The following is a 19,000-nucleotide window of genomic DNA, read 5'->3' on the forward strand; positions in this document are numbered from 1 at the left end:
TGCGTCTCTGCCTCACGTCTGCCACGGCATCATTCCTCGTAGCCCCAGTCGGGATCGATCGAGCCAAAATCTATCACCACACGGACGGGAGTGATTTCGATACGCTCAATGACGGGTTCCTCCTCAATTTCGCGCTGCATGGAAATCGTCAGTGGAATCGTGATGGTTTCCTCGGTTTCACGAGTGTCTGAACCAAGGCTTATGTAGTCCCGATCCACGCTGTCGTGCACGGAGTAGGAGAATGTCCCCTCGAAACTGACGGTCGCCGTTACGGAGAGGGTGAAAACAATGGTCTCCGGGGAGACATACAGAATCCTGGGATCGACTTCGGCATTCACAGCCCAGTGCTGCAGGGACGGATCGATGTTGTCGATCTCGTATTCCAAAGATGAATACGCTTCGACCTCCGGGTCGAACTGCTCGAGAAACAGCTCGATGGCTCTCTCGATTCCGTCATGCATATCAGCCGCATCGGCCTTCCGCAGCATTCCGAGAGCGCGACCGACTGTTTTCCGAAGCTCGTTGCTCACATTGAAATGGTCGAGGGCGGAACCAAGCTCCGAGACAACCACGAGACTATCCGATTGCTCCGCGAATATTCGCCAGTCTCCATCAGCACTGACCAACAGAACCAACGTCTTGTGCGCGGCTGCCCATGCCTCAAGCGACAGCAGCGCGAGAGCATCCGGGAACTCGCTCTTCTTAGCCTCCTTCTTCGAGAAGGGCGGCTCTGTGGCGAAGTAGCGCCTGATCACCTCGGCGTGGGAGACGAGGCCCTCAACGTCGACGATCTCAGGTTCGGTTTCGCCGGCAAAATCGTCGAAGAAGGCTTCCGCAAACGCCTCTGGCGACTTCTGAAGGTCAAGCAGTTCGTCAACTGCCCCTATGTCGGGGTCGCATCGCCAACCTTTTCGGACCTTGTTCAGCGCGATCCTGAGCTCGGCATGGGATTGGGTGGCCATCGCCGTTATGTGCGACTTCACCTCATTTACGACGATCTCGGACAGCAGGAACCTGGTGCCGGTGCCCTTGAATTGTGACAGGCCCCGCAATGCACGAACGTTCAGATTGCATTGGTAACGGTCGAAGGCGGTGGTATCGAGTGATATCGCACCAATCTTGCCGGAAAGCACGAGTTGGCCAAGCTGGCCTTCTTCGATCGAAGGCATTCAGGTCTCCACATCCTTGGTCAAATTCGGCTTTCTGAGCTCCCACGTCGAAACCAGAAATGTCGCCATCGTTCCTGACAGATTGACGGCGAGCTGAGCATGTCGGGCCGCAGGCTTCACCTTTCTTGGCCCCGGGCTGTGGGCGTCACCGATCTTGTTGCGCAGCGAGCCCAAGGATTCGACTACCGATTGGCAGCTTCCAAGAATCTGCTTGAACACGGGTTCCGTGTGGCCGTCCGGAGCTAGATTCAGAATCTTCGCGAGTTTCCGATAGAGGACTGGCAGGTCATCCTTCTCCTCATACGTTTCTCCGTATTCGATGATGATCCACTTGCACACGTCCTCGAGCAGCGTTCTGGCCAGTGTGATCGCTCCTGCGGGATCGGTATCTCGACGGTCTAGTGCCTGAGTCCATCTGGCATGCACCGTGTCCGGATCGAAGTCGGCGAGCGCCTGCGAGATTGCGTCATCCGCAGGACTGCCGAGGGCAGCTGGCCGCACCTCGTAAACAGGACTGCCTGAGAGCCGCCGCACAATGATCAGCCGATAGCCATCATGACGCAGGTGCTCATTGATTGCCGCCGCGAGGTCGGTTTGTACCTCGGTCGATTGCGTGAGAGGGCTGGTGACTACCTCCAGAAAGCGGAAAAGCTGTCTCTGGGAGCATGTCAGATATCCGACGGCTTCCAACGTCTCACGATTGTCCCAGTCGTTGTTCCGGACGATGGCGTTGAAGAGATCGTCATCCAACGTCGCTTCAGAAGGCGTGTTGGAGAATGAGACGAAGACCGAGGGCATTTTAGTTGTCGGCCAAACGCGGCGAATGAAGTCGATAGCTTCGAACTCGGTGCTGTACGACCGCTTATCGAAAAGCGCCATGATGCGGCGACGAGTGAGTTCGGAGACGGAGGCCTGCCCCGTTTCCTGCAGCTTGGCCAAGGCCTCGGCCAGGTCATAGGAGTCGGCTTCCTCAAGAAGGCGCTGAGCGATCGGGATCAACTCCGCTGCCGATTTCTCGATCAGTCGCCGTTCTGCATACTTGAATTTGCTCTTGAATGACTCCTCGCGATTCCCGTCTCGCAGTTGGAGACGGCTGCAGAGGGACGGCACCTCGTTGGCGCTGAAATCGGATATGGCCCCAGCCAATGCATTTCTAAGCTGCTTAACTGCCGCCGTCGGATACTGCTGCGCTGCTTGCTGTTTCAAGCTCCGATTCCTTTCTCCCTGAATTTACACGCATGCTTGGCGGTCGTGCCAGAGGCTCGCTCCAAATCCTCTACTTCTTTGTTCTATTTCCGTTCTACGCCTGACTTCGAACCGGGTCTCGTCTGCGAGCATGCCCAAGCCGATGCGGATGTCCGCAATTCAGTGACGGCCACTGACGCCCGTCTGGCTGCGGCCCCGCGCAGCAAAGGCAGCTTTCAGGAAATCGCCAGTGATCTAGAACGTCCACAATGGGGTCGAAAGCCGACGCGCAAACGAATGCGTTCACAGCATCCTTTTTCCGGCACACAATCCCGGTTGTTCAGACCACTAGTCATTATCGTGGTCTTAAACACGCACTTGGGGTACGAGGCGGAACCCTTCCCCTCTATCGCCCGTCGCGGGGAGCCATTCGATGCCTTGGAGCTCCAGCGCCGCCACGACTTTGACGTAAAGCGGGCGGCGCACCGATGACGCGTCTGCTTCCAACTTTTGCACGGTGTCCTTGGAAACACCGGCTAGGGTAGCCAAATCGTCTTGCTTCAAACCAAGAGCGACCCGGGCAGCTTTCAGTAGCTTAGCATCGTGGATAACAACCATGGCAGCCACCGGTGGGACCAGCCCTTGGTGGTGTCAAGAATCCAAGGATAAAAACCCTTGCATACCCGTTTCATGCGGGTTATTGCCTGCTTCCAGAAGGTTTTAATCCTTGCCATACGACCGCAGCCCGTCTCTTGGATAGGTGCCGAGTTCGTGGAGCCCACGCAGGCATGTGGAGTGCGATGGCCATAGTTGCTTGAGGTCGAAACATGACTACTGACTGGCGAAAAGTGGGTACTGGACGGTTCAAAGGATCCGAACGCCTGGCCGGATCAAGGAAGTGGAACCTACGAGAGCTGTTGGTCAATCTGGAGGAGGCAATCCATGAGCTTGAAGCCGAACGGATCGAATGGGCCGAACCTTCGATCGAAAAATTTCGACGCGCCAGGCAGGCAGTCTCGAACCTGATTTCGGTTGATGGCCGTATCGGTTCACTGCTGCATGAGGGGGATCAACCCCCACGACTATCCGACTGGTCTATTTTCGAGGACGAGTACGACAATCCGCGTTTGAAGGGATTGGTCTCCGGCCATCCGTTGCTCACTGGAACAGGGCGGCCGATCTATACTTCGCTACTGCTCTACGTCGATCTTGAACAAGGCTTCGCACGAACTCTTTCGCGCTTCTACATGCTTGGCGGACAATCGGGGAAAAGGCACGATGCTTGAGGCTGTCGATGTTGACCGTTGGACCTTGATCAGTTTCCGCTCAGCAAGCGAAACGCCATTTTTTGTCGTTATAGGCCTGGACTTCCAGGGCACCGGGTTGTGCTCGGAAAGGTTGGAAATGCTTACATTGCCGGTTGACGGCGAAGTTGGCCAGCAATTGGACGCCGAGCACCCTGTGCACCATGGTTCGTGCCTCACGGTCACGGACTCCCTACATGCGCGATACAGGCTTCTTGGGCGGGCCCCGAAAGGTGAGATTTCATGGCCAGCCCTCGAGGCGCTCCTGAATTGGTGTAGTGACAGGTACGGGGTTGGGGATTTCGGGATCGGGACTCTTTCGGGGTTGAAAGATGCGATCTCGCGGTCAGGAAAACTTCGCCCGGCGGATCATGCGAACCCCGTTTCACCCGGTATCGCTACCAGGCTGTTGGCCCAGCAGCACAAGCGCGGAAGCGATCGATCACTGCAAGAGGATGCAGGGCCTAATGAGATCACCTGTCTTGACTGCGGATGGATCTCCTACGCAGTAACGCGCGCCGAAGCGGAGAGGATGATCGAGTCCTTCAACAGGTATTTCGATCGCCTCCCATCTAAGGATCAACAACGCTTTTATGCTGGAAGGCGCGCCGACCTGTCATCCTACCGGTGCATAAACTGCGGGAACGGTGATGACTTACGCTTCCGTCCTGCAAGAGCATCCGACAGTCCGTATGGGGTCACGGTGAACCCTGTCGTATGTGACCGCCTCGCTGCACCGAACGCCGAATAGATGCCACAGGCTCTAATCGAAATTCCACCAGTCAAACGCCCGCACCCGCGAACTTGAGTACACGTTCCCCCAAGCTCCTCAGGACGAGGCATCACGGAGAGGCCGGCTCATGCGACTGTGGATTTGGAGTGACCTGCACTGCGAAATGCAATCCGTGCAATATCCGCTCCACGCTCCAGCAGGGGCAGACGCTATCGTCATAGCGGGCGACCTGACCCACGCCGAAAGAGTAGGGGCTGAACTGCGGTTGATTGTTGATCGCTACGGCCTGCCAGTGGTCTTCGTGCCGGGCAATCACGAGTATTATGTTCACCCTCATCGCTCAGGCTACCGCCGTGGAATCCTGAATGATCGCCTGACTATGAGCCGACTCTCCCACGACCTCCGTGACGCGGGCCAGCTCGTGTACGTTCTCGATGATAGCGAAATTGTTCTCGGAGATGTCCGATTTCTTGGTGCGACGCTTTGGACAGATTACGCTCGCCACAACAATGGAAGTGGCATTAGGAACTGTCCGAGGAGAACCATTGCTGCAAACATGAAGGACGCCGAAGAATCGATTCCGGACTATGGACGAATACCCGGTTTGGACGCGCAAGCGGTTCTCACCATGCATCGAGAATCCAAAGCGTTCCTGCGGTCATCCCTTTACGGGCAACATGCCGGAAAAACGGTGGTGGTTAGCCATCATGTTCCACATCCGGCAGGTGAGCCGCCATTCTACCGGAATTCTCGGCTGAGTTGTTGCTTTACGAGTTCGGCAGATGCATTCGGTGACATCCTGTCAGATGGACGTGGTCCCGAACTTTGGGTGTATGGTCACACACATCGAGCGCACAGTCAGACAGTTGGCCGGACATGCCTCGTTTGCAATCCCTACGGGTACAGGCATCGCTCGGACGAGCAGGACAACGGATTCTCGTGGCATATCACAATTGATCTGTAATCCGGCGAATTGGCAAAGAAACCTATGCAGAATTGATCAGCGGGCCGACGTGAAATCGAACCGAAGTATTCGTGATGGTGAGGGCCCCGGGCAAAGGTGGTCGGCGATCCGCGCGGTCGTTGCTCGGGGTCCTTCACATGTCACTGCATTCTAGTTGAGGCTGGTGCCGATCTACATGCCAAGTGCGGCCTTGTAGAGTTCCAGAATTGCCTCGGCCTCCTGGCGATCCGAAGGGTCCTGCTTTCTCAATCGGACGAGCTGACGGATGGCCGAAACTTCGAACCCGGTGCCTTTGGCCTCCGCGTAAACCTCCTTGATGTCGTCGGCCAAAGCCTTCTTCTCTTCTTCGAGACGTTCGATCCGCTCAATGAACGCGCGGAGTTGGCCGGCCGCTACCTCATGCGTGCTGTCAGAAACTTCATCTACCACTTGTCTGTGTCCATTTAAACGTCTTGGAGGACCTAAGGTCCTGATTGCTCGTAACTACAATAGCGCTGCGTACAACAGCTACATGTAGCGTGTTAAGCGCCTGAAACTAAACACGTGCTACAGATTTGGGGAGGGATCAGTAGCCGCGGCCCTTGGCCTCGGCCATCACTTCCTTGATGTCGTCCTGAAGGGCGGTCTTTTCCTCTTCGAGGCGCTCGACGCGCTCGATCAACTGGCGCAGTTCTGCCGCTGCGACCGTATCCTGCGTTGCTGTTACGTCATCCATTGTCGACCTCGTCTGCGCTGCGGCGCATCGCCCGCGCCTTTGAATGGGAACTCGCCTCGCCGGACCTGTCGAGTCGCGGGGCGAGGGATCGGGCGCTTGGTTGCCTCAGTGCCGCCAACGGGTCAATGGTCTTTCGGGCGGTTGGTCTCGAATGCGGCCAATTGTGATCCGCTCGCCTCTTTCTGGTGCTTCGCCTGCCACTCGCCATAGGGCATGCCGTAGACGATCTCGCGCGACTGTTCCTTGGAAAGCGCGACGCCGTCGGCCTCGGCCGCGTCGCGATACCAGTTGGAGAGGCAGTTGCGGCAGAAGCCGGCAAGGTTCATCAAATCGATGTTCTGGACGTCGCTGCGCTCGCGCAGATGGGAAAGCAGCCGGCGGAAGGCCGCCGCCTCGTAGGCTTCGCGTTGCTTGTCGGAAAGGTCCGTCATCGCTTTGCTCCTTCGAATACCGGTCCGGTGCGAGAACCGAACTGCTGCGCGACATGAATGTCGGGATCGGCATTGATCGCGTCAAGGATCGGCGCCAGCCGGTCGGACCACGCATCGGCCCCGGCCTGGTCCGCGATCAGGTCCTGCCGAATCTCGATCAGGAGATGGGCGTAGCCCTCGACAATGGCGTGCTTGAACATCGTATCGCCGCGCAGCGCGCCGTCATAGGGCTCGTTGTCGCCGACCGTCAGCGCCGGGTCGGCGCGAAGCGCGGCCAGCATCGGTTCGACCGCGCGCGGGTCCGAATCCCACAGAATGCCGATCTCCCACGGGCGGCGCCTGCCCTGCATGTGCGGCGTGAAGGAATGGATGGAGACGATGAAGGGCGCGGCGCCGCTCGCATGGGCGACGGAGGAAACCAGCGCGCCGACCGCATCGTGATAGGGCCGGTAGTAGCGCTCCAGCCGGCGCTCGCGCTCGGCCCCGCTCATCGGATAATTCGCCGGGACGATGGTGCCGTCATAAAGCTGGCGGATCAGCGTCGGATCGTCCTCGCCGCGATTGGGGTCGATGAGGAGGCGCGAATAGGCGGCCATAGCCGCAGGGGCGCGAAGCCGTGCGGCAAGCCCGCGCGTGACCATCTCGACGCCGATGTCGTAGGCGATGTGACGGGAAAATTCGCTCGCGGGCAGGCCGAGATCGCCATATTCGTCAGGCAGCGCGTTGCGCGCATGATCGGCCAGCAGGACGAGCCCGCGCGTGCGATCCTCCTCGACGAGTTCGACGGGATTGAAAAGGGCGTCGCGCGTCATGGAAGGGCGGGTCCTCGTGGGTCTGGGGCAGGCGTCGTGCCTGTCATGGACGAAAGACCGTGTGCGGCGCAAGGCTGGTGCAATGTCATCCATGCGACAAGATCATGGCTGACGATCGGCCTAAATCGATTTGTGCTTCGCCCTTCGCGCGTTGACAAGGTCCGGCCGATTGCCGAAAAGGTTGAAACCATGCTGATTTCACGCTTCCTGCGCGCCCCACGATCCATCGTCCGATGGTGTCGCGGCCGCGTGCCGCTTCTGGCGATCGCCGCGGGGCTCGGCCTTGGCGCGGGCGCCACCCCCGCCCTCGCCGATTTCCGCGTCTGCAACGCGACGCAAAGCCTCGTCGGCGTCGCCATCGGCTACCGCGCGCAGGTGGGCTGGGTGACCGAGGGCTGGTGGCACATCGAGGCTTCGAGCTGCAAGACGCTGATCGAGGGCGCCCTCGCCTCTCGCTACTATTATCTCTACGCCGAGGACGCCCAGCGCGGCGGGCGCTGGGAGGGCGAGGTCAACATGTGCGTGGCCGAGCGCGAGTTCAAGATTTCCGGCCCCGGCGACTGCTTCGCCCGCGGCTTCCAGCGCGCCGGCTTCCAGGAATACGACACGCGCGAGCAGTCGAGCTGGATGGTGCAATTGACCGACGAGCCTGCCGGCGACGGCATACCCTCCGTCACCGGAGGCACCCCGCCACGCAATGGCGCGACACCGAACGGCGCAACGCCGAGTGCGGCCCCCAACGGCGCAACGCCGGGTGAGACACAATGAGACGCAGCCGCAAGGTCAAGATACTCGCGACGCTCGGGCCGGCATCGTCCGACGAGCCGATGATCCGCAAGCTCTTCGATGCGGGGGCCGACGTCTTCCGCATCAATATGAGCCATTCGAGCCACGAACTGATGCGCACGCTGGTCGCAAGGCTGCGCAAGGTCGAATCCGAGGTCGGCCGCCCCATCGGCATTCTCGCCGACCTGCAGGGACCGAAGCTGCGCGTCGGCAAGTTCGCCAACGGAGCGGAGACGCTGGAAATCGGCCAGAGCTTTACGCTCGACGACGATCCCGCGCCGGGAACGAACCGCCGCGTCCAGCTCCCTCACCCCGAAATCCTGTCCTCGGTCGAGCCTGGCCACCGGCTGCTGATCGACGATGGCCGCCTGGCGCTGCGCGTCGAGAAGACGGACGGCAAGAAGGTGCGCTGCATCGTGCTTTCCGGCACGAAGATTTCCGACCGCAAGGGCGTGTCGCTGCCCGACACCGAACTGCCAGTCGGCGCGCTGACCGAAAAGGACCGCAAGGACCTCGACGCCGTTCTGGCGACCGGCGTCGACTGGGTGGCGCTGTCCTTCGTCCAGAGGCCCGAGGACATCGCCGAAGTGCGAAAGATCGCACGCGGCCGCGCATCGATCATGTCCAAGATCGAGAAGCCGCAGGCCGTCGCCCGGCTCGCGGAAATCATCGAATTGTCGGACGCGCTGATGGTCGCGCGCGGCGATCTCGGCGTCGAAATGCCGCTCGAGGCGGTGCCGGGCATTCAGAAGCAGATCACGCGCGCCGCGCGCCGCGCCGGCAAGCCCGTCGTCGTCGCGACCCAGATGCTGGAATCGATGATCTCAGCCCCGGTGCCGACGCGCGCGGAAGTCTCGGACGTGTCGATCGCCGTCTTCGAGGGCGCCGATGCCGTCATGCTCTCGGCCGAATCGGCCGCCGGCCAATATCCGGTCGAGGCCGTCTCGACGATGAACGCGATCGCCGTCCAGGTCGAACGCGATCCGCTTTATCCGGGCATCATCAATGCCCAGCGCACCGAACCCGACGCGACGGGACCGGATGCCATCGCGCTCGCCGCGCGCCAGATCGCCGACACGCTGAACCTGGCCGCCATCGTCTGCTACACCGGATCGGGCACGACCGGCCTGCGCGTCGCGCGCGAGCGCCCGCAGGTGCCGATCATCGCCCTGTCGCCGGTGATCGAGACGGCGCGGCGGCTGTCGCTCCTGTGGGGCACGCACTGCGTGGTGACGGAGGATGCGAGCGACCTCGACGACGTCGTCGACCGCGCCTGTCGCATCGCCCACCGCGAGGAATTCGGCGGACCGGGCGACCGGATCATCATCACCGCCGGCGTGCCGCTCCGCACCCCCGGCGCAACCAACATGCTGCGGATCGCCTATATAGGCTCGGACGGCAAAGGCGGGTTGTAGGCCCGCTTACCGCGACAGCGCCGCGACGCCCGGCAATTCCTTGCCTTCCATCCATTCCAGGAACGCGCCGCCGGCCGTCGATACGTAGGAAAAATCGTCGGCCGCGCCGGCAAGGTTGAGGGCGGAGACGGTGTCGCCGCCACCGGCGACGGAGACGAGATTGCCGGACTTCGTCTCGGCGGCCGCGAAGCGTGCGGCTTCCATCGTCGCCTTGTCGAAGGGCGCGATCTCGAACGCGCCGAGCGGGCCGTTCCACACGAGCGTCGCGGCCCGGCCGATCCATTCCTTGATGCGGATGACGGATTGCGGTCCGGCGTCGAGGATCATCGCATCGTCCGGCACGTCCTCGACGGGAACCGTCTCGCTCGCGGCTCCCGCCTTGAACTCGCGCGCGACGACGGCGTCGACCGGCAGGATGATGGCGCAGCCGGCCTGGGCGGCTTCCGTCATGATGGTCTTGGCAGTGGCGGCCAGATCGTGCTCGCACAGCGACTTGCCGACATCGGTGCCGCGCGCGGCGAGGAACGTGTTGGCCATGCCGCCGCCGATCACGAGCGCATCGACCTTGGTGACGAGGTTCATCAACAGGTCGATCTTGGTCGAGACCTTGGCGCCGCCGACGATCGCGACGACGGGCTTTTGCGGCCTGCCGAGGCCCTTCTCCAACGCCTCCAGCTCCTCCTGCATGGTGCGGCCGGCGAAGGAGGGGAGCAACTTTGCCAGCCCCTCGGTCGAGGCGTGGGCGCGGTGGGCGGCGGAAAACGCGTCATTGATGTAAAGATCGCCATTGGCGGCGAGCGCCTTGGCGAATTCCGGGTCGTTCTGTTCCTCGCCCTTGTGGAAACGCGTGTTCTCCAGAAGCAGGATGTCGCCATCGTCCATCTGCGCGATCGCATCGGCCGCCGTCGCACCGATGCAGTCCGGCGCGAAATGGACGGCGCGGTCGAGCACGGTTTCCGTCGCGCGCGCGATCGGCTCGAGCGACATTGCCGGATCGGCTGCGCCCTTCGGACGGCCGAAATGGGCGAGCAGGATGACCTTGGCGCCCTTGTCTGAAAGCTCGATGATCGTGGGTGCGACGCGCTCGATGCGCGTGGCGTCCGACACCGTGCCGTCCTCGTTCATCGGCACGTTGAGGTCGACACGCACGAGCACGCGCTTGCCGTGGGCGTCGATGTCGTCGAGCGTGCGGAAACCGGCCATGTTTGGTCCTTCGATGGGATGGATTTGCGCGGGACAATACCGTCTGTCGCCGCTGGCGCAAGCCTTCAGGCGCCGGCGTCCCTGTCTGCGCCTGGAGGCGGTGCCGGGCGCAGCCACGCCCTGACGAGCAGGAACATCTCGCGCAGCGACAGGAAGGCGGGGATCTGCGGCTCTCGCTGCTCAGGCTCCAGCGAGACGCCGACCGAGATGATGTCGCCGTCCTGGTCGGTGTCGCGCACGATCAGTTCGACCGGGCCGAGCGTCACCCTGTCGGCATATTCGGCACGCCCGCCGAGGCGGGCGACCATCAGTTCCCCGATCGACATCTCCTCCTCGCCCTCGCGCAGCGCAGGGCCATAGGCAGCCTCGAGATCGCGCGCGGGTCGCTTCGGATCGATCGCGAAGGCGCCGAAGAACTCGGCGTCGTCGCCATCGACGGGCGCCGGGCTGGCGAACAGGCGGTCGAGCAGACGCGGATAGCGCGAGGAGATGAAGAGATAGACGTAGTCGCCGGCACGCAGCCGGCCGGCATACTGGTAGCGCATCGACTGGCCCTCACGGATGACCAGCGAGGGACGCGCCCAGCGCGGCACCCGCTCGCCCTTGGCGACCGGCGAATTGCCGACGACGCGATAGACCAGCAATTCGTGATTGGCGGTGCCGGGCAGTTCCAGCTCGACCTTGTCGACCGGGCCGATGCGCGCCGGCACGACGAGGCCGAGCCGCTTGGCGAGCGGGTTGATGGTCCAGCCCTGGACGAGCAGCGAGACGAGCACGATGATGAAGGCGTAGTTGAAGAACATCGTGCCAGAGTCGAGCTCGCCGAGAAGTGGCACGAGCGCGAGCAGGATCGACACCGCGCCGCGCAGGCCGACCCACGAGATGAACGCGGTTTCCGCGCGCGGGAAATTGAACGGCAGGAGCGACAGCCAGACGGCGAGCGGACGCGCAATGAAGATCAGAACCAGCGCGAGCGCGACGGCGGAAACGGCGATCGTCGGAAAATCGCTCGGCGTCGCCAAAAGCCCGAGCATCAGGAACATGATGATCTGCGCCAACCAGGACATGCCGTCCTGGAAGCGCTTGAGCGTCGGCGCAGAGCGGATGTTGCGGTTGCCGGCGTAAAGCCCTGCGACATAGACGGCGAGGAAGCCCGAACCGCCAATGGCGCCGGTGACGGAGAAGACGAGCAGCGACAAGGCGAGCACGAAGATCGGCGACAGGCCACGCTCCATCTTCAGCCTGTTGACCAGGAAAACGATCATCGCGCCGCCCGCAAGTCCCGCCACGAGGCCGATACCCATCTGGGTGACGAACAGGATCAGGATCTCGACCCCGATCGCCTCCAGTCCCGCGCCCTGGGCGATCAGTTCGACGAGGGCGATGGTCAGGAAGATCGCCATCGGATCGTTCGAGCCGGATTCGACTTCGAGCGCCGAACGCACCCGGTCGCGAATCTGGATGCCGCCGATGCGCAACAGGAAGAACACCGCCGCCGCGTCCGTCGACCCGACGATGGCGCCGAGCAGCAGCGATTCGAGCAGCGGCAGGCCGATGACGTAATGCGCGAAAAGGCCGAAGAATCCGGCCGTCAGGACGACGCCGAGCGTGGCGAGCGTGATCGCCGGGCCGGCGGCCTGCCGGAACGACTGGATCGACGTGCCGAAGCCGGAGTCGAACAGGATTACGGCCAGCGCCAGGGAGCCAATGAAATAGGCGACGCCCGCATTGTCGAAGCTGATACCGAGCCCGTCGACGCCGGCTCCAAGCCCGATGCCGAGGAAAAGGAGAAGCAGGGGAGCGCCGAAGCGAAAGGCGAGCAGGCTCGAAAACGCGGCGACCAGCACGAGCAGCGTGCCGACCAGCGTGATGAGGTAAATCCCCTCGAGCATGCGCCTCTCTTTCCCCTCTGCCGATCGCCCCTGCGGGCCTGAACCGTGCTGTGCTCCCTCGCCGAATACGACCCGAACCGCACATTTCCTCCGCCCTGTCGTCACGATGCGACAAGCCGGTCATCGCCCTGGAGCTGGAAAAGCGCGAAACGCGATTGCGTCTTTTATCTAGGAAAGAAAACGCCCGGTTTTGAGGCCGGGCGTCGGTATTCGTCGAAAAAAGTCGATCGGGGTCAGATCAGCTTGCCGAAGGCGACGGCGGTGTCGCTCATCCGGTTGGAGAAGCCCCATTCATTGTCGTACCAGGTGAGAATGCGCACCATCGTGCCGTCCATCACCTTGGTCTGATCCATGTGGAAGATCGAGGAATGCGGATCGTGGTTGAAGTCGATCGAGACGAGCGACTCGTCCGTGTAGCCGAGGATGCCCTTGAGGCGGCCGTCGGCGGCAGTGCGAATGGCGTTGTTGATCTCCTCGACACTGGTCTCGCGCTTGGCGATGAAGGTCAGGTCGACCACCGAGACGTTCGGCGTGGGAACGCGGATCGCGACGCCGTCGAGCTTGCCCTTGAGTTCCGGCAGGACGAGGCCGACGGCCTTGGCCGCACCCGTCGAGGTCGGGATCATGGACAGGGCCGCAGCACGTGCCCGGTAGAGGTCTTTGTGCATAGTGTCGAGCGTCGGCTGGTCGCCCGTATAGGAGTGGATCGTCGTCATGAAGCCCTTCTCGATGCCGATGGCTTCGTTGAGGACCTGCGCGACCGGGGCGAGGCAGTTGGTGGTGCAGGACGCGTTCGAAATGACCATGTGGTCCTTCGACAGCTTGTCGTGGTTGACGCCGTAGACGACGGTCAGGTCGGCATTGTCGGCGGGCGCGGAGACGATGACGCGCTTGGCGCCGGCTTCCAGATGCGCCGAGGCCCTTTCCTTGGAGGTGAAGATGCCGGTGCATTCGAGCGCGATGTCGACGCCCTCGGCCTTCCACGGCAGCTCGGCCGGGTTGCGCACGGCATGGACCTTGATCGGGCCGCGGCCGGCGTCGATGGCGTCGCCCTTGACGGTGACTTCGCCGGGGAAGCGGCCATGCACGCTGTCATAGCGCATCAGGTGAGCGTTGGTCTCGACCGGGCCAAGATCGTTGATCGCGACGACCTCGATGTCGGTGCGGCCGGATTCGTAGATCGCGCGCAGCACGTTGCGGCCGATGCGGCCAAAACCGTTGATGGCAACTTTCACAGTCATTCGCTGTCTCCCGGGAGAAGGTAAGGCGTGGATGCGCCGTCTTTAGCGGCGCAATGTGGAGGAATCCAGCGCCAGACACGAGAAAAGGGCGGGTGCAGACCCGCCCTTCTCGACTAAATCGTTTTTATTTTCCGAGGCTTGGCATTGCCCCGCGTCGGATCGGTCCGAAAACCGGTTCCCACTTTTCGGTCCGACGCGTCAACCGCCGTTGGCGATGCGCTCCTCGACCGCCTTGACGGCCGCTTCCGCGGTGATGCCGAAATGCTTGTAGAGCTCTTCGGCGGGGCCCGACGCGCCGAAGCCCGTCATGCCGACGAAGATGCCGTTCGAGCCGATCAGGCGCTCCCAACCCATGCGGATGCCGGCCTCGATGCCGACCTTGATCGACGCGTCGCCGACGATCGCGTGGCGGTATTCGTAGCTCTGTTCGCCGAAGAGTTCGAAGCACGGCACGGAGACGACGCGCGTCGGGTGGCCCTTGGCCTCGAGGATTTCGCGCGCCTTGACCGCGATCTCGACTTCCGAGCCCGAGGCGAAGATCGTGACCTTGGCCTCATCGCTGGCGGTCTCGAGTTCGTAGGCGCCGTAGGAGGACAGGTTGTCCTCGTCATGCTCGACGCGCAGCGTCGGCAGGTTCTGGCGCGTGAGCGCGAGCGTCGAGGGCGTCGTCTCGGATTCGAGCGCGATCTGCCAGCATTCGGCCGTTTCCACCGCATCCGCCGGACGGAAGACGTAGTGGTTGGGGATCGCACGCAGCGCCGCCAGGTGCTCGACGGGCTGGTGGGTCGGGCCATCTTCGCCGAGACCGATCGAATCATGCGTCATGACGAAGATCGAGCGAATGCCCATCAGCGAGGCGAGGCGCATCGAAGGCCGCGCATAGTCGGAGAAGACGAGGAACGTGCCGCCATAGGGAATGATGCCGCCATGCAGCGCCATGCCGTTCATGGCCGCCGCCATGCCGTGCTCGCGAATGCCGAAATAGACATAGCGGCCGGAATAGTCGGACGGCGTGATCGGCTTGGTCTGCGACGTCTTGGTGTTGTTGGAGCCAGTGAGGTCGGCCGAGCCGCCGATCGTGTCGGGCAGGATGGCGTTGATGACCTCGAGCGCCATCTCCGACGATTTGCGGGTCGCGACCTTCGGCTTGTCGGCCGAAAGCTTCTTCTTGTAGTCGACGATCGCCGCATCGAGCCCTTCGGGCAGTTCGCCGCGCATGCGGCGCTCGAACTCGGCGCGCTTTTCGCCATCCGTCCCGGCAAGGCGGCCTTCCCAGGCCTTGCGCTCCTTGGCCGAGCGCAGGCCGGCGAGGCGCCAGGCATCGAGAATGTCGGAGGGAACGGCGAAGGCTTCGGCGTCCCACTTCAGCGCCTTGCGCGTGCCGGCGATCTCGTCCGCGCCGAGCGGCGAGCCATGCGCCTTGTTGGTGCCGGCGCGGGTCGGCGCGCCATAGCCGATCGTGGTCTTGAAGGCGATCATGGTCGGCCGGTCGGACTGGCGCGCGGTCTCGATCGCGTGGGCGATGGCTTCGGGATCGTGGCCGTCGGCGCGCAGAGTGTTCCAGCCCGACGCGGCAAAGCGCGCGACCTGGTCGGTGGAATCCGACAGCGAGACGGGACCGTCGATCGAGATGTTGTTGTCGTCCCACATCACGATCAGCTTGGAGAGCTTCAGGTGGCCGGCAAGCGAGATCGCCTCCTGGCTGATCCCCTCCATCAGGCAACCGTCGCCGGCGAGCGCATAGGTGTAGTGGTCGACCAGCCCGTCACCATAATGCGCGTTCAGAATGCGCTCGGCGAGCGCCATGCCGACGGCGTTGCCGAGGCCCTGGCCGAGCGGGCCGGTGGTCGTCTCGATGCCGGCCGCATGGCCGTATTCGGGATGGCCGGCGGTCTTGGAGCCGACCTGGCGGAAATTCTTGATCTCGTCGAGCGTGATGTCCTCGTAGCCCGACAGATAGAGGAGCGAATAGAGCAGCATCGAGCCGTGGCCGGCCGACAGGACGAAGCGGTCACGATCTGCCCAGTGCGGATGCTTGGGATCATGCTTCATGAAGCGGGTGTAGAGCACGGTCGCGATGTCGGCCGCGCCCATCGGCAGGCCGGGATGGCCCGAATTCGCCTTTTCGACCGCATCCATGGAAAGGAAGCGGATCGCATTGGCCATCCGGTCGTGCTTGTCGCGTGTCGTCATGATCGCTCTGGTCCTGCGAAGAATTGGAAAATTGGGAGGCGCGCTCGGCCCTTTCGGCAGGCGACACATAGCCGTTCGGGGCGGGGAGTCAACGCCGCGCGGGCGTGGCTCGCGGCCGAATGCCGGGGATAGTCGGCACGTTCGGTTGACGCCAGATTCGCCCGCCGCTTAATGTTTTCCGATTAAGACGTTCTCATGTAACAATGATTCGCGTCGGGGGCCTGAGCTGGAGCCATGACAGGGGAAACGACACTCAGGGAAGTCATCGGTCGCCTCGGTGCCGCGGTCGAAGCGCTGGAAAGCGCCGTCGCAGCACGTCTGGAAAACGACCAGGACTATCAGGAAGCCGATGCCGAGGCGCAGCGCATGAACGCCGACCGCTCGCGCCTCGCCCAGGAACTCGACGCGTCGGAAGCACGCGCCGAGCGCCTCGAAGATGCCAACAAGGAAGTCTCGCGCCGGCTCGTGACCGCAATGGAGACGATCCGCGCCGTGCTCGACAGGTAGGGGACGATGGCACAGGTTACCGTGACGATCGACGGCAAGGCCTACCGGATGGCCTGCGACGAAGGCCAGGAAGAGCACCTGATCTCGCTCGCCAGCCGGTTCGACCGCTATGTGATGCACCTGAAGGACTCGTTCGGCGAGATCGGCGACCAGCGCCTGACCGTGATGGCGGGCATCATGGTCATGGACGAACTCGCCGAACTGCAAAAGCGCACCAAGGGTTTCGAGACCGAGATCGGCACGCTGCGCAAGACGCGCGACGACGCGCTGACCAAGGCCGATAAGAACGACGCCGCGCTGACCGGCGCTCTGGCCGATTTCGCCGAGCGGATCGAAGTGGTTGCAAGCCGCCTGAGCGGGCGGCCGCGGCAGGTGTGATTCAGTATCCCTGAAACAGCATGTCGAGCGCCGCGACGATTTCGTCGTGGTGCTGGGCAAGGTTGGCAACTCGAGCCGCGACCAGCGTATCGGGCACAGCCGAGATCAGATGCGTGGCCAGAACGTGCGGCTCGCCATCGACTTCGAAGACGGGATGCAGCCGCGCGATCGAGCGCGGCGTCGACGACGCCGGCAGGAGCGGGATCACCACACGCGAGCCGACAATATCGAGAAGCGGCGACTGGACGTTGAGCAGAAGCGCATCGTCGGGCGCGCGATAGACGTCATACCGCGCCATCAGAACATGCGATATTTGGCGAGGGGCAGGCCGTTTTCGTCGACCCAGGCCTTCCAGCTTTCGAGCGCCTCGCGGTTTTCCTCAAGCCAGAGCCGTTCCTTTTCAGCGCGGACGGCTTCGGCGATGCCGGTTTCGGCGGCGCGGGAGACGTTGACGGACAGTTCCTTCGCTTCGGCCAACAACGCGGCGTCGAGCGTTAGGTTGGTCGGTTTGCGGGCGGCGGGTTTTTCGTGGCGCATGGTTCGGGCCTCGTTTCTGCGCATAGAATATGCGCATATGGAACGTGCTGCAAGGCAGGCGCCGTCCGATCGATTGACAGCCATTGATTGCAGGCGGATCATCCAATTGAGTAGCGATGTCGCTGCATGGAGCGGGCGTGGGCCGGATGAGCCATGATCATGTCGCACGCGGTGCTGCCGCGGCCGGGCGGCGCGGTCTTCCTGACCGATGGCGGCCTCGAGACCTCGCTGATCTTCCATGACGGCGTCGACCTGCCGCTTTTCGCTGCCTTTCCGCTTCTTCTCAACGCCGATGGCCGCCAGCAACTGACGGACTATTTCGCGCCATTCGTCGAGATGGCGCTTGCCCGCCATGCCGGCTTCATCATCGACACGCCGACCTGGCGGGCCAATCGCGACTGGGGCGAGAAGCTCGGCTTCGATGCGAGCGCCTTGGCCGAGATCAACCGCGAGGCGGTAGGCTGGGCGAAGTCGCTGCGCCGGGAACTCGGCGACGGCAGCGACAAGATCGTCGTCAACGGCGTGGTCGGCCCGCGCGGCGACGGCTACCGTCCGACGTCCCTGATGGACCGCGACGGCGCTGAGCACTACCACCATGCGCAGATCGAGGCATTCCACGCCACCGGCGCCGACATGGTGAGCGGCATGACGATGAACTATGTCGAGGAAGCCTGCGGCATCGCGCGGGCAGCAGCGGCCTACGGCCTGCCCTGCGTCATCTCCTTCACCGTCGAGACGGATGGCAACCTCGCCTCAGGCGCAAGCCTGCGCGCGGCGATCGAGACGGTCGACGAGGACCCGGAGGGCGCGCCGATCTACTACATGATCAACTGCGCCCACCCGACCCATTTTTCCACGTCACTCGGCAATGGCGAGGCGTGGATGCAAAGACTGGGCGGCGTCCGTGCCAATGCCTCGGCGAAGAGCCATGCTGAACTCGACGAGGCGAGCGAACTCGATCCCGGCGATCCGGACGATCTCGGCCGGCGCTATGGCGAGATGAGACGGCAGTTCGGGCAGATTTCGGTGCTGGGAGGGTGCTGCGGAACGGATCGCCGGCACATCGCGGCGATTTGCGAGGCGTGTTTGTGAGGGGGGTGGTGAAGTAGGGATTTTGCGAAGGGGACCCCCACCCTTTATCCCTCCCCACAAGGGGGAGGGAAGCCGCGAGCGTCGCATTAAACCACCAACCCGAGCACCACGTTTGAAGGTAAGAGAGGCGTGGATGGCTTCCCTCCCCCTTGTGGGAGGGATAAAGGGTGGGGGTATTGAAGCGCGGAAACGCCACTCGCTGCTTCCTACCCTTCGATCTCCTCGCGCAGCATCTCCAATTCCAGCCACTCCTCCTCCATCCGCGCAAGGTCGGCGCGCAATCCATCGAGCGTGGACGCCGACTTCGCGAACCCGGCCGGATCGCGGACGTAGGATTGCGGGTCGGCCATTTTCGTTTCCAGCGTCGCCATCTTCGCGGAGGTCGCTTCCATCTCGCCCGGCAGCTTCTCCAGAGCGAATTTCTGCTTGAAAGAGAGTTTTTT

At 62.7% G+C, this 19,000-nt stretch carries 18 protein-coding genes and 3 pseudogenes; 7 read left to right on the forward strand and 14 right to left on the reverse strand.

The genetic code is table 11. From position 1 onward, the window contains the following. Positions 1-29 precede the first annotated feature (29 nt). The 3 genes from ACT6QU_RS10405 to ACT6QU_RS10415 all read right to left on the reverse strand — a co-directional run bounded on the left by ACT6QU_RS10405 (position 30) and on the right by ACT6QU_RS10415 (position 2,972). Entirely contained in the window at positions 30-1,169 is a 1,140-nt protein-coding gene (locus ACT6QU_RS10405; RefSeq protein ID WP_444836634.1) for a PIN domain-containing protein, read from the reverse strand. Further along, positions 1,170-2,375, reverse strand: coding sequence for an abortive infection family protein (locus ACT6QU_RS10410; RefSeq protein WP_444836635.1), 1,206 nt, complete (start codon positions 2,373-2,375; stop codon positions 1,170-1,172). A 345-nt stretch (positions 2,376-2,720) separates the two neighbouring features. Further along, the gene (locus tag ACT6QU_RS10415; protein WP_444836636.1) at positions 2,721-2,972 is read right to left on the reverse strand and encodes a helix-turn-helix domain-containing protein; all 252 of its coding nucleotides are present in this window, start codon (positions 2,970-2,972) and stop codon (positions 2,721-2,723) included. 209 nt (positions 2,973-3,181) lie between these two features. On the opposite strand from ACT6QU_RS10415, the gene ACT6QU_RS10420 reads away from it, so the two are divergent. Then, the gene (locus ACT6QU_RS10420) at positions 3,182-3,640 is read left to right on the forward strand and encodes a DUF6634 family protein (RefSeq protein ID WP_444836637.1); all 459 of its coding nucleotides are present in this window, start codon (positions 3,182-3,184) and stop codon (positions 3,638-3,640) included. A gap of 878 nt (positions 3,641-4,518) precedes the next feature. Further along, entirely contained in the window at positions 4,519-5,355 is an 837-nt protein-coding gene (locus tag ACT6QU_RS10425; RefSeq protein WP_444836638.1) for a metallophosphoesterase, read from the forward strand. A gap of 171 nt (positions 5,356-5,526) precedes the next feature. Here ACT6QU_RS10425 and ACT6QU_RS10430 read toward each other — a convergent pair whose 3' ends face one another. The 4 genes and pseudogenes from ACT6QU_RS10430 to ACT6QU_RS10445 all read right to left on the reverse strand — a co-directional run bounded on the left by ACT6QU_RS10430 (position 5,527) and on the right by ACT6QU_RS10445 (position 7,313). Continuing rightward, on the reverse strand, positions 5,527-5,784 hold the full coding sequence (locus tag ACT6QU_RS10430; protein ID WP_024587418.1) for a DUF2312 domain-containing protein: 258 nt from the start codon (positions 5,782-5,784) through the stop codon (positions 5,527-5,529). Between the two features lie 139 nt (positions 5,785-5,923). After that, a pseudogene (locus ACT6QU_RS10435) lies at positions 5,924-6,070 on the reverse strand (DUF2312 domain-containing protein); the annotation flags it as partial. 122 nt (positions 6,071-6,192) lie between these two features. After that, positions 6,193-6,501, reverse strand: coding sequence for a DUF1244 domain-containing protein (locus ACT6QU_RS10440; protein ID WP_444836639.1), 309 nt, complete (start codon positions 6,499-6,501; stop codon positions 6,193-6,195). After that, positions 6,498-7,313, reverse strand: coding sequence for an N-formylglutamate amidohydrolase (locus tag ACT6QU_RS10445; RefSeq protein WP_444836640.1), 816 nt, complete (start codon positions 7,311-7,313; stop codon positions 6,498-6,500). Before ACT6QU_RS10445 ends, ACT6QU_RS10440 begins: the two co-directional genes overlap by 4 nt. 189 nt (positions 7,314-7,502) lie before the next feature. On the opposite strand from ACT6QU_RS10445, the pseudogene ACT6QU_RS10450 reads away from it, so the two are divergent. Together ACT6QU_RS10450 and pyk are read left to right on the forward strand one after the other, a co-directional pair. Further along, a pseudogene (locus ACT6QU_RS10450) lies at positions 7,503-7,994 on the forward strand (DUF1036 domain-containing protein); the annotation flags it as partial. Positions 7,995-8,077: 83 nt separating this feature from the next. After that, on the forward strand, positions 8,078-9,514 hold the full coding sequence (gene pyk, locus ACT6QU_RS10455) for a pyruvate kinase (protein ID WP_024587422.1): 1,437 nt from the start codon (positions 8,078-8,080) through the stop codon (positions 9,512-9,514). Positions 9,515-9,520: 6 nt separating this feature from the next. Here pyk and ACT6QU_RS10460 read toward each other — a convergent pair whose 3' ends face one another. The 4 genes from ACT6QU_RS10460 to tkt form a co-directional block, all read right to left on the reverse strand. After that, entirely contained in the window at positions 9,521-10,717 is a 1,197-nt protein-coding gene (locus tag ACT6QU_RS10460; RefSeq protein WP_444836641.1) for a phosphoglycerate kinase, read from the reverse strand. A gap of 65 nt (positions 10,718-10,782) precedes the next feature. Further along, positions 10,783-12,609: a potassium/proton antiporter gene (locus tag ACT6QU_RS10465; protein WP_444836642.1), complete on the reverse strand. Its 1,827-nt coding sequence runs from the start codon at positions 12,607-12,609 to the stop codon at positions 10,783-10,785. A gap of 233 nt (positions 12,610-12,842) precedes the next feature. Next, positions 12,843-13,850: a type I glyceraldehyde-3-phosphate dehydrogenase gene (gene gap, locus ACT6QU_RS10470; RefSeq protein WP_444836643.1), complete on the reverse strand. Its 1,008-nt coding sequence runs from the start codon at positions 13,848-13,850 to the stop codon at positions 12,843-12,845. 198 nt (positions 13,851-14,048) lie between these two features. Then, on the reverse strand, positions 14,049-16,043 hold the full coding sequence (gene tkt, locus ACT6QU_RS10475; RefSeq protein WP_444836644.1) for a transketolase: 1,995 nt from the start codon (positions 16,041-16,043) through the stop codon (positions 14,049-14,051). 234 nt (positions 16,044-16,277) lie between these two features. Between tkt and ACT6QU_RS10480 the strand changes: the two genes are divergently transcribed. Together ACT6QU_RS10480 and ACT6QU_RS10485 are read left to right on the forward strand one after the other, a co-directional pair. Then, entirely contained in the window at positions 16,278-16,550 is a 273-nt protein-coding gene (locus ACT6QU_RS10480; RefSeq protein WP_024587427.1) for a DUF4164 domain-containing protein, read from the forward strand. Positions 16,551-16,556: 6 nt separating this feature from the next. Beyond that, positions 16,557-16,928, forward strand: coding sequence for a cell division protein ZapA (locus tag ACT6QU_RS10485; protein ID WP_024587428.1), 372 nt, complete (start codon positions 16,557-16,559; stop codon positions 16,926-16,928). 1 nt (position 16,929) lies between these two features. Here ACT6QU_RS10485 and ACT6QU_RS10490 read toward each other — a convergent pair whose 3' ends face one another. Then, complete coding sequence (locus tag ACT6QU_RS10490; RefSeq protein ID WP_444836645.1) at positions 16,930-17,226, reverse strand: CcdB family protein; 297 nt, start codon at positions 17,224-17,226, stop codon at positions 16,930-16,932. Then, positions 17,226-17,465 carry a type II toxin-antitoxin system CcdA family antitoxin gene (locus tag ACT6QU_RS10495; protein ID WP_024587430.1) on the reverse strand — a complete coding sequence of 80 codons (240 nt, stop codon included), beginning with the start codon at positions 17,463-17,465 and terminating at the stop codon, positions 17,226-17,228. Before ACT6QU_RS10495 ends, ACT6QU_RS10490 begins: the two co-directional genes overlap by 1 nt. A gap of 153 nt (positions 17,466-17,618) precedes the next feature. Between ACT6QU_RS10495 and ACT6QU_RS10500 the strand changes: the two genes are divergently transcribed. After that, a complete protein-coding gene (locus tag ACT6QU_RS10500) occupies positions 17,619-18,557 on the forward strand; it encodes a homocysteine S-methyltransferase family protein (RefSeq protein WP_444836646.1) in 939 nt (312 codons plus the stop codon). Between the two features lie 206 nt (positions 18,558-18,763). On the opposite strand, the pseudogene ACT6QU_RS10505 reads toward ACT6QU_RS10500, so the two are convergent. Continuing rightward, positions 18,764-19,000, reverse strand: a pseudogene (locus ACT6QU_RS10505) (ABC transporter C-terminal domain-containing protein); the annotation flags it as partial.

Source organism: Aliihoeflea sp. (genome assembly GCF_052435475.1).
In the GTDB taxonomy this organism is placed as follows: Bacteria; Pseudomonadota; Alphaproteobacteria; order Rhizobiales; family Rhizobiaceae; genus Aliihoeflea.